7 protein-coding genes are annotated in these 8,961 nt (G+C 70.8%); 2 read left to right on the forward strand and 5 right to left on the reverse strand.

Annotation, left to right across the window (positions count from 1 at the left end; translation table 11 throughout):
• Nucleotides 1–10 precede the first annotated feature (10 nt).
• The 4 genes from ACFVDP_RS08750 to ACFVDP_RS08765 all read right to left on the reverse strand — a co-directional run bounded on the left by ACFVDP_RS08750 (nt 11) and on the right by ACFVDP_RS08765 (nt 5,080).
• A complete protein-coding gene (locus ACFVDP_RS08750) occupies nt 11–838 on the reverse strand; it encodes an aldo/keto reductase (protein WP_383485474.1) in 828 nt (275 codons plus the stop codon).
• Nucleotides 839–908: 70 nt separating this feature from the next.
• Complete coding sequence (locus ACFVDP_RS08755; protein WP_383485477.1) at nt 909–2,324, reverse strand: NAD-dependent succinate-semialdehyde dehydrogenase; 1,416 nt, start codon at nt 2,322–2,324, stop codon at nt 909–911.
• Nucleotides 2,325–2,544: 220 nt separating this feature from the next.
• Nucleotides 2,545–3,729 carry a PP2C family protein-serine/threonine phosphatase gene (locus ACFVDP_RS08760; RefSeq protein WP_383485480.1) on the reverse strand — a complete coding sequence of 395 codons (1,185 nt, stop codon included), beginning with the start codon at nt 3,727–3,729 and terminating at the stop codon, nt 2,545–2,547.
• Between the two features lie 253 nt (nt 3,730–3,982).
• The gene (locus tag ACFVDP_RS08765) at nt 3,983–5,080 is read right to left on the reverse strand and encodes a methyltransferase domain-containing protein (RefSeq protein ID WP_383486056.1); all 1,098 of its coding nucleotides are present in this window, start codon (nt 5,078–5,080) and stop codon (nt 3,983–3,985) included.
• 260 nt (nt 5,081–5,340) lie between these two features.
• Between ACFVDP_RS08765 and ACFVDP_RS08770 the strand changes: the two genes are divergently transcribed.
• Together ACFVDP_RS08770 and ACFVDP_RS08775 are read left to right on the forward strand one after the other, a co-directional pair.
• Nucleotides 5,341–6,546, forward strand: a complete 1,206-nt coding sequence (locus ACFVDP_RS08770) for a cytochrome P450 (protein ID WP_383485483.1) — start codon at nt 5,341–5,343, stop codon at nt 6,544–6,546.
• Between the two features lie 125 nt (nt 6,547–6,671).
• On the forward strand, nt 6,672–8,174 hold the full coding sequence (locus tag ACFVDP_RS08775) for a carboxylesterase/lipase family protein (RefSeq protein ID WP_383485486.1): 1,503 nt from the start codon (nt 6,672–6,674) through the stop codon (nt 8,172–8,174).
• A 32-nt stretch (nt 8,175–8,206) separates the two neighbouring features.
• On the opposite strand, the gene ACFVDP_RS08780 is transcribed toward ACFVDP_RS08775, so the two are convergent.
• Entirely contained in the window at nt 8,207–8,635 is a 429-nt protein-coding gene (locus ACFVDP_RS08780; RefSeq protein ID WP_383485487.1) for a VOC family protein, read from the reverse strand.
• Nucleotides 8,636–8,961: the final 326 nt, after the last annotated feature.

Consider the following 8,961-nt stretch of genomic DNA (forward strand, 5'->3'; position numbering starts at 1 on the left):
AAGCCGCTGCTCAGCCCGTGAAGCGGTCGGGGTCGGGGCCGGTGCGCTCGTCGCGGTTGAGGGCGGAGATCTCCCCCATGTCGCCCTCGCTGAGCTCGAAGTCGAAGAGGTCGAAGTTCTCCTCGATGCGCTTCGGTGTCGACGACTTGGGGAAGACGATGTCCCCGCGCTGGAGGTGCCACCGCAGGGTGACCTGCGCCGGAGTCTTGCCCACGCGGTCCGCGATGCGGCCGATGGTCGGGTCCTCCAGCACCTTGCCCTTCGCGATGGGCGACCACGCCTCCGTGGCGATCTCGTGCTCGGCTCCGAAGGCCCTGACGTCGTCCTGGGTGAGGTAGGGGTGCACCTCGATCTGGTTGACCGCGGGGACGACCTCGGAGTTCTCCAGGAGGCGGCGCAGATGGTGGGGCTGGAAGTTGGACACGCCGATCGCCTTGGCCCGGCCGTCGCGGTAGATCTCCTCCAGGGCCTTCCAGGTCTGCGTGAAGTCACCCTTGTCCGGCACCGGCCAGTGGATGAGGAAGAGGTCGAGGTGGTCCAGGCCGAGCTTCTCCATGGTGACGTCGAAGGCGCGCAGGGCGTCGTCGGGCGCGTGCGCGTCGTTGTTCAGCTTGCTGGTCACGAAGATGTCGGCACGGTCGAGTCCGGAGTCGCGGACGGCCTGCCCGACCTCCTTCTCGTTGCCGTACATCTGCGCCGTGTCGATGTGCCGGTAGCCGGCTTCCAGCGCGGCCGACGTCGTCCCGCGGGTCTCCTCCGGCGGGATCTGGAAGGTGCCGAAGCCCAGTTGCGGGATCTCGACGGCGTTGTTGAGGGTGATGGTGGGGACGGTGCTCACGCTGTGCTCTCCTGACGTTGGATGCTGGGGCCCGAGTCGGTCGGCCCGGCGGGGTGCTGCGACGGTGTCCTCAGCCTGCGATGCCGCGCAGTGGGGCGTCGGGCGGCAGGACCCGGACGAGTTTGCGGTTCACGAATTCGCGCATACCCAGTGCGGACAGTTCACGCCCGTAACCCGAGCGCTTGATGCCGCCGAAGGGCAGGTCGGGCTGGGTCGAGGTCGGGTGGTTCACCCAGACCATGCCGGTCTCCACACGCTCCGCGACGCGTCGGCCCCGCTCCGGGTCGGCGCAGAAGACGGATCCGCCGAGGCCGTACTGGCTGTCGTTGGCGAGCGCGATGGCCTCGTCCTCGTCCGCGACGCGGTAGATCACCGCGGCCGGGCCGAAGAGTTCCTCGGCGTAGGCGCGCATGCCCGGCTCGACGCCGGTGAGGATCGTCGGTTCGACGAAGGCTCCCGGGCGGTCGATCCGGTGCCCGCCGATGACCAGTTCGGCGCCCTGCTCGACGGTCTCGCGGATCTGGTCGGCGAGATCGGCGGCCGCCTGCTCGGAGGAGAGCGGGCCCACGGTGGTCGACTCGTCCGCGGGGTCGCCCGGCTCCAGCGACGCGAACTTGCGGCGCATGCCCTCCACGAAGTCGTCGTAGACGTCGTCCAGCACGATGAACCGCTTGGAGGCCACGCAGCTCTGGCCGGTGTTCGCCATGCGGCCGGCGACAGCGGCGCCGATCGTGCGGTCGAGGTTCTCCCGGTCGAGGACGATGAAGACATCGCTGCCACCGAGTTCGAGCAGGCTCGGCTTCATGTTCCGGCCGGCCCGTTCGGCGACCTTGGCGCCCGCTCCCTCGCTGCCGGTCAGCGAGACGCCGCGGACGACCGGGCTGTCGATGATGCGCTGGATCTCGTCATGGCCCACGAAGAGGTTCACATAGACGCCGTCGGGTGCTTCGGCGTCCCGGAAGAGCTTCTCCAGGGCCAGCGCGGAGCGCGGACAGATTCCGGCGTGTTTCACCAGGACCGTGTTGCCGAGCACCAGGTTCGGTCCGGCGAAGCGCACGACCTGGTACAGCGGGAAGTTCCAGGGCATGACACCCAGCAGCACGCCGAGCGGCTCGCTGAGGAGGTATGCCTCGCCCTCCCCCACCTTCAGGGGCTCGGCGGCGGCGAACTCGGGACCGTTCTCCGCGTAGTAGTCGAGGATCGACGCGGCGAGGTCGACCTCTCCGCGCGCCTCCGAGATGAGCTTTCCCATTTCCAGGGTGATGGTCTGGGCAAGCTGTTCCTTGCGCTCCCGCATCAGCTCGGCGGCGCGTGCGACGACGGCGGCACGTTCCGCGATCGGCCGCTTCCGCCACGCCTGTGCCGCCCGGTCCGCCGTCTCCAGGACGGCGTCGACGTCCTTTCCTTCCATGGCGGAAAACTCTTCGACGGTCTCCCCGGTGTACGGATTGACGGTCGCGAACTGGCTCTTGCGTTGCTCCGACATGAAAACTCCAGAACAAGAACGATGACTGATGGGCGCCCGAGGGACGGGACCGGCCCCGGAGGGAGCGATTCCGCCTGCCACTCCGGAGTCCCCCTGCATATCGGTGGCAAACCTCGCATAGCGGCTACCCGGGACCTTGCTGTTGTTCGGTGTGCCCGCACGCCTCTACGGCATATCGGGACTTTGGTCCCCTTTCGGCTGGGCACTGTGGATCCGGTCGTCAGGACGTCACAGGACGCCATTCGAACAACAGGATCGTGGCGTCGTCCCGCAGGCGGTGGTCCTGGGCGTCGAGCAGGGAGTGGATGAGACGGCGCAGCGTTTCGGGCGCGAGTTCCCCGGCGGCCGTGGCACGGATGACGTGGTCGGCGAAGCGGTCGAGCCCGAGCTCGTTGCCGTCGGCGGTGCGGGCCTCGGTGACGCCGTCGGTGTACATGAGGACCCGGTCGCCCGGCCTCAGGGCGAACTCGTGGACCTCCCGCGGGCCGGTCACGAACTGCGAGGCGTACCCCATCGGCGGCTGTGCCGGGCGCTCCAGCGCACCGACGACGAGGTTCTGGTCGCGGATGAGCAGTGGTGGCGGATGTCCGCAGTTCACCCAGCGCATGAGGCCGGTGGACAGGTCGACCCGTGCGAGCACCGCGGTGCAGAACTGGTCGGGCATCCACTCCATCAGTGCGTCGTCGACGGCCGCGGCCAGATCGGGCAGATCGGCACCGGTACGCCGCGCGTTGCGGCACGCGGCGAGCGACACCACCGCGGTCAGTCCCGAGGCGAGGTTGTGGCCCACGGCGTCCACGATTCCGGCGTGCAGGGTGTTCTCCGACAGAGCGTGGTCGTAGGCGTCGCCCCCGACCTGGTACGCCGGTTCGAGCACCGCGGTGGAGACGGTGTGTGTCGTGCCGATCGTGCGGGGCGGGAGATAGGCCCGCAGCAGTTCGGCGGGCAGTTCCATGGGCTCCGTACGGGAGCGGCGCACGAAGCTGTCCTTGTACGTGCGCTTCGACGTCACCATCATCGCGAGCAGCGCCGCCAGGGCTCTGCCGCGACGCAGGACGCCGGGGTCGAGGGACGGCGCTCTGACCGCGAGGACGCCGAGCCGCTCGGATCCGTCGACCAGCGGCAGCCACGCGACGAGCCCCCCGTCGTCCTCGTCCTCTTCGACGCGCAGTGACTGGGTGCGGTAGCTCCAGCCGGCGAGCGAGTCGTCGATGGTCAGCTGGGAGGCCGTCGCGTTCAGCGGTGTCAGACGGCGCTGCTGGAGGTCCGCGATGTAGACCACGGCGCCGCGCAGCCCCAGCGCCCGGGAGGCGCGTGCGGCGGCCGTCGCCAGATCGAGCGGCAGATTGCGTGGGTCGGCGAGAAATTCGCCCAGCACGCCTTCGGCCGATTCGGGGACCGTCATCTCGCTTCCCTTGGTTGTTCCGTCAACCGTCGAGCGCCACCGAGCGGTCGCACCACCGGGCCCGCCGGGCGGTGCCCGGCCGCGGCTCGAGGTGTCTGATGCGTTCTGGATATCAGGGGTGGTGAGGGGCCGCCATGCGGGAAGGCGGCACCCGGCCCTGCCGGTCCGATCGGCGTCCGCGCAACGCGTCGTACGGCGGACCGGCGACCCGGGCGCACATCAAGGCCCCAAGCGTTCGGGCCCGCGACGCGGGTCACGTCACCAGCAGCCGGAGTCCGAGATCTGCCGCGTCGAGGTCGACGAGGTCTCCGTTGAGTTCGGCCCACCGGCCGGAGTCGAGGTCGTCGTCGAGGCTGCGTACCGCCCGCCGCTCGGCCTCCGAGCCGACCCTCGTCCACACAGACATCGCACGGCGCACGGGCTCCTCCAGGTACGCCTCCGGCCGACGCCAGTACGCCTCGAACAGGCCGTCGGTGCAGTCCCACGGGACGGGCACCGGCTCGGCGCGGGCGTCGATCGCGTCGGCCATCCCGGCAAGCGAGGGAAACTCCGCGAGGACGCCGGCGAACTCGGGCAGGTAGTCGCGGGTGAGCCAGAACCGGTCCTGCCATCCGGGCTCGTCGGTGTCGAACGTGAGCACCACGACGCGGCGGGCCACGCGCCGCATCTCGCGCAGCCCCGCCATCGGGTCTCCCCAGTGGTGCACGGTCGAGACGGCCATCGCGACATCGAAGGACCGGTCCTCGAACGGCAGGCTCTCGGCGGCGGCGGCCACGCACGGCGCCGCGTCGGCAGGCCGCTGCTCGCGCATGACGGCCGACGGCTCCAGCGCGGTCACGTCGCGGTCACGGGGTTCGTAGGAGCCGGTGCCGGCCCCGACGTTGAGCACCGTCCGCGCGTCACCGAGCGCGTCCCAGATCTGGGCGGCGATCCGCGGGTCGGTACGCCGTGTCGCGGTGTAGGCGCCGCCGATCTCGTCGTACAGACGTGCGCCGAGCATCTGCAGTTGTTCCTGCGGTGTCACCCGTACTCCCTTCGCGCGTGCCTCTAGTTCTCTGTCGATGGCTGCCGCCATGGCGGCAGCGCGGTCGCGCCGCTCCAGCAGCAGGCCGCGCAGCCGGTGCAGGTGCGCGATCGCGTCGGTGGACGGATCGCCCACCAGTTCCGCGACCTCCCGCAGCCCGAAGCCCAGTCGCCGATAGGCCAGTACCTCCCGCAGCCGCTCCACGTCGCCCGCCGAGTAGGCGCGGTACCCGGCCGGGGTCCGCGCCGACGGCCGAACGAGCCCGATCTGGTCATAGTGATGCAACGTGCGCACGCTCACGTCGGCCAGTCCGGCCACGCGCCCCACGGTCCAGTAGTCCTCCACAGCACCGACCATGCGCCCTGACGCCACGTGAGGGTCAAGAGCCGCACCCGTGACACGGGCCCCTCCGCGCCCGCGCACCGGCAACTCCCCCTGGCCACTGCCGCGTTCGAACCTCACCGACCACGCGAGCCGAGAGGGAGTGTCGGCCACCGACTCAAAACGGGGAGGTATCCCCACTACGTGTTACGGTCACTCCCGACACGCAAACGGGGAGAGTTCCCCACTTTCGTTCGGGAGTCGCCATGCCTGCGCAGCACCCCACCGTTCAACTCGCCGATCTCACCGACGACTTCGCCGTGGACCCCTACTCGGCCCTCACCGCGCTGCGGGCACGCGGGCCCGTCCACCACGTGCGTTTTCCGACCGGGGACGAGTCGTGGATGGTGGTGGGGCACGCGGAAGTGCGGGCCGCGTTCGCCGATCCCCGGCTGCGCAACGACGTGCGGCACTCCGCCGACTTCGAGGACGACGGGCTGTACGCCGTGGGCCGCAACATGCTCCAGGTCGATCCGCCCGACCACACCCGCCTGCGGACCCTGGTGGCCCGCGAGTTCACCGCCCGCCGCGTCCAGGCGCTGCGCCCCCGCGTCCAGGAGGCGGCAACCGCGCTCCTGGACGCCGTGGCCGCCGACGGCCGTACCGACCTCGTGGCCGCGTACGCGTATCCGCTGCCGCTCACCATCATCTGCGAGCTACTGGGTGTGCCGGAGGCGGACCGGGCCGCCTTTCGAGTGTGGTCCACGCAGGTCGTGGCCCTCGACGATCCCGAGCAGTCCGTCAAGGCATCGCAGGAGATGGGCGCCTACCTCGCGGGGCTGGCGGACCAGAAGCGACAGCAGCGGAACGCGGCGGAGAGCGACCTGCTGCACGCTCTCGTCCGCGCCCACGACAGCGACGGCGCCGACGGGCTGACGCCCGAGGAACTGCTCGGGATGGCCTTCCTGCTGCTCGTCGCGGGGCACGAGACCACCGTCAACCTCATCGCCAATGCGGTCCACCTGCTGCTCGACCATCCCGAACAGCTCGCCGCCCTGCGCGCCGAACCGGACCTGCTGGAGGGGGCCGTGGAGGAGACGCTCCGCTTCGAGTCCCCGGCGCCGGCGGGTACTTACCGCTACGCCGCCGAGGCGATGGACCTCGGGGGCGCCCGCATACCGGCGGGTGCGCGGGTCGTGCTCTCCATCGCCGCCGCGAACCGCGACCCCGCGCGTTTCCCCGCCCCCGAACGGTTCGACATCCGCCGCGACCCGGCAACGACCCGCGCCCACCTGGCGTTCGGGCACGGTCTGCACCACTGCCTGGGCGCCCCGCTGGCCCGCCTGGAGGCGACCCTGGCCCTGCGCATCCTGCTGGACCGCTTCCCCGGTCTGGCCTTCGACGGGGACGGTGCGCCCACGTGGCGCGCCAGCCTCATGCGTGGCCTGCGGGAGCTGCCGGTGCGCTGGTAGGCCGGGATTGACATCACCGGTGCGTCAATCGCGGTGATCTAGGTGTTGGTCAGGGGATGCCGGCCACTGCAAGGCTGAAGCCCCGCCCTTCCCGGGGCCGACGCGCGACGAGAGGCGGTCTTCCGATGGAGACCTTCAGGACGAAGAACGGTCCGGTCCGAGGTTTCCGGGCCGCTGCCGACGTCGTGGCCGTCCTCGGCATCCCCTACGCCGCTCCTCCGTTCGGCGCCGGCCGGTTCCGGGAGCCGTCCCCGGCGGCGGCGTGGAACGGAGTGCGTGACTGCATGGCATTCGGTCCGGTCGCCCCGCAGTCGGCACAACTGCCCGGCTCCCCCGCGTGGTCGCCCGGCGACGAGGACATCCTCACCCTCAACATATGGACGCCGGCCGCGGAGGGCGGCTCCCTGCCCGTCCTGGTCTGGATCCATGGCGGCGCCTACACCTTCGGGTCCTCGGCGCAGCCCGACTTCGACGGCACCGCGCTGGCCCGGGCCGGTCTGGTCGTGGTCACCCTCAACTACCGGCTCGGCTTCGAGGGCTTCGGCCACATCCCGGCCGCCGAAGGGTCCGCCCACCCGGACAACCGTGCTCTGCTCGACCAAGTCGCGGCCCTTCGCTGGGTGCGTGAGAACATCGCCGCCTTCGGTGGCGACCCGGGCAGTGTCACCGTCGCCGGCCAGTCCTCCGGCGCCGCTTCGGTTGCCTGCCTGATGGTGATGGACCGCGCCCGCGGCCTGTTTCACCGCGCCATCGCGCACAGCCCCGCCAGCCCCTGCTACACGCCGGGGATCGCCGCGGAAACCACCCGCGAGATCGCCGCGGCGGCTCGCTGCCCCGCCACACCAGAGGGCCTCACCTCGGCGACTCCGCAGGCACTGGTGCTCGCCTCGGACCAGGTGGTCGACGCCTACCGGCAGGACCCCGCCTCCGGATCCCGCCACTACGACCCCTCGCTCTACGCTCCCGTCCTCGACGGCGACGTCCTGCCCACCGACCCCCTGACCGGGATGGCCTCCGGCGCCTCACGGGACGTGGACCTGCTGGTGTGTCACACCACCGAGGAGTACTGGCTGCTCGACGCCGTCGGCAGCAGCGCGAAGGTCACCACCGTCGAACAACTGGCGCTCTTCGCCGCGGACTTCGGCCTGCCCGACGGCCTGGTGGCCGGCTATCGCGCCGCGCTGCCCGACGCCCCGGTGCTCGACCTCTATCTCGCCGTCTTCAGTGATCTGCTCTTCGGCGAGTACAGCAACCGGCTGGCCGAGGTCCACGCCCAAGCCGGCGGCCGGACGTTCCTGTCCCGGTTCGACCGCCGACGCGCCGGTCCGGACGAGGCCGTACGGGCCTGGCACTGCGCGGACATCCCCTTCGCCTTCGGCAACGTCCACACCGAGTCCCTCGCGTTCCTCATCGGCGGCGCGCCCACACCCGCCGACGACGCGCTGGCGCACCGCATGGTGCGCGCCTGGGCCGATTTCGCGGCGACCGGAGACCCGGGCTGGCAGCCCCTCACCAACTCCGAGGCCGGCGCGCACATTTGGCGCACCGACGACACCTCCGCCGACGGCGGGTCCGCCGCGATCCGTCCTCTCTGGGACAAGGCCCGATTCCCGGTCCTGCGCCCGTGACGGAATCCCCTTGATGACAGCTGCGCCCCGCTCTACGGGCGCGCGTAAGGCCGCGTCATGACCTCCATGTTGTGGCCGTCCGGGTCGTCGAAGTAGGCGCCGCGGCCGCCGAACAGCCGGTTGATCCGGCCGGGTTCGGTGTGGCTGGGATCGGCATAGTAGGTGACCCCGACCGCGTCCAGCCGGGTGATGACGGCGTCGAACCGCTCGTCGGGGACGAGGAACGCGTAGTGCTGCGACTGGATCGGCTCGTCCCTCTTCTCGTAGTAGTCGAGCGTGACGCCGTTGCCGAGGTCGACGGGCAGGAACGGGCCGAACGGGGCTCCGACCTCCAAGCCCAGGACCACGGCGAGGAACTCGGCGGACAGGTACCGGTCGCTCGCGTAGACGGCAGTGTGGTTCAGCTGGACAGTGGCTGTCGGCAGCGCGGATTCGTGCGCGTACTGCTGGTCGTAGGACATGAGTGATGTGTCTCCGGTCTCGGGATCCGCTGGAAGGGGGCGCCGCGTGCGGGCGCCGGGAGCTGAGACGCGGAGAGGGGCGGGCCTCTGGCCCGCCTCGTGCTCACTGCGGGGCCGGGAGCCTCACTCGTGCGTGGCCCATGGCCGACCCGGTAGTCACCCGAGCGACCTTAATGACCGTCACCGGTGCGGGCAACACCGTTCCTTGGCGTGCGCATGCGCGTGTGGTGGGGGGGGGAGGGGGTGGGGGAGGGCGGGGGGGAGACCATGGAGGTAAATGGGGAGGACCCCGTGGACCCGGCCCGAAGAAAACCGGCCGACCCCCC

The organism is Streptomyces sp. NPDC057694 (genome assembly GCF_042799415.1).
GTDB lineage: Bacteria > Actinomycetota > Actinomycetes > Streptomycetales > Streptomycetaceae > Streptomyces.

Bases quoted from the DNA above. Each gene is read 5' to 3' on its own strand.
- ACFVDP_RS08755 (WP_383485477.1), bottom strand. From the start codon at position 2,324: ATGTCGGAGCAACGCAAGAGCCAGTTCGCGACCGTCAATCCGTACACC.
- ACFVDP_RS08760 (WP_383485480.1), bottom strand. From the start codon at position 3,729: ATGACGGTCCCCGAATCGGCCGAAGGCGTGCTGGGCGAATTTCTCGCC.
- ACFVDP_RS08770 (WP_383485483.1), top strand. From the start codon at position 5,341: ATGCCTGCGCAGCACCCCACCGTTCAACTCGCCGATCTCACCGACGAC.
- ACFVDP_RS08775 (WP_383485486.1), top strand. From the start codon at position 6,672: ATGGAGACCTTCAGGACGAAGAACGGTCCGGTCCGAGGTTTCCGGGCC.
- ACFVDP_RS08780 (WP_383485487.1), bottom strand. From the start codon at position 8,635: ATGTCCTACGACCAGCAGTACGCGCACGAATCCGCGCTGCCGACAGCC.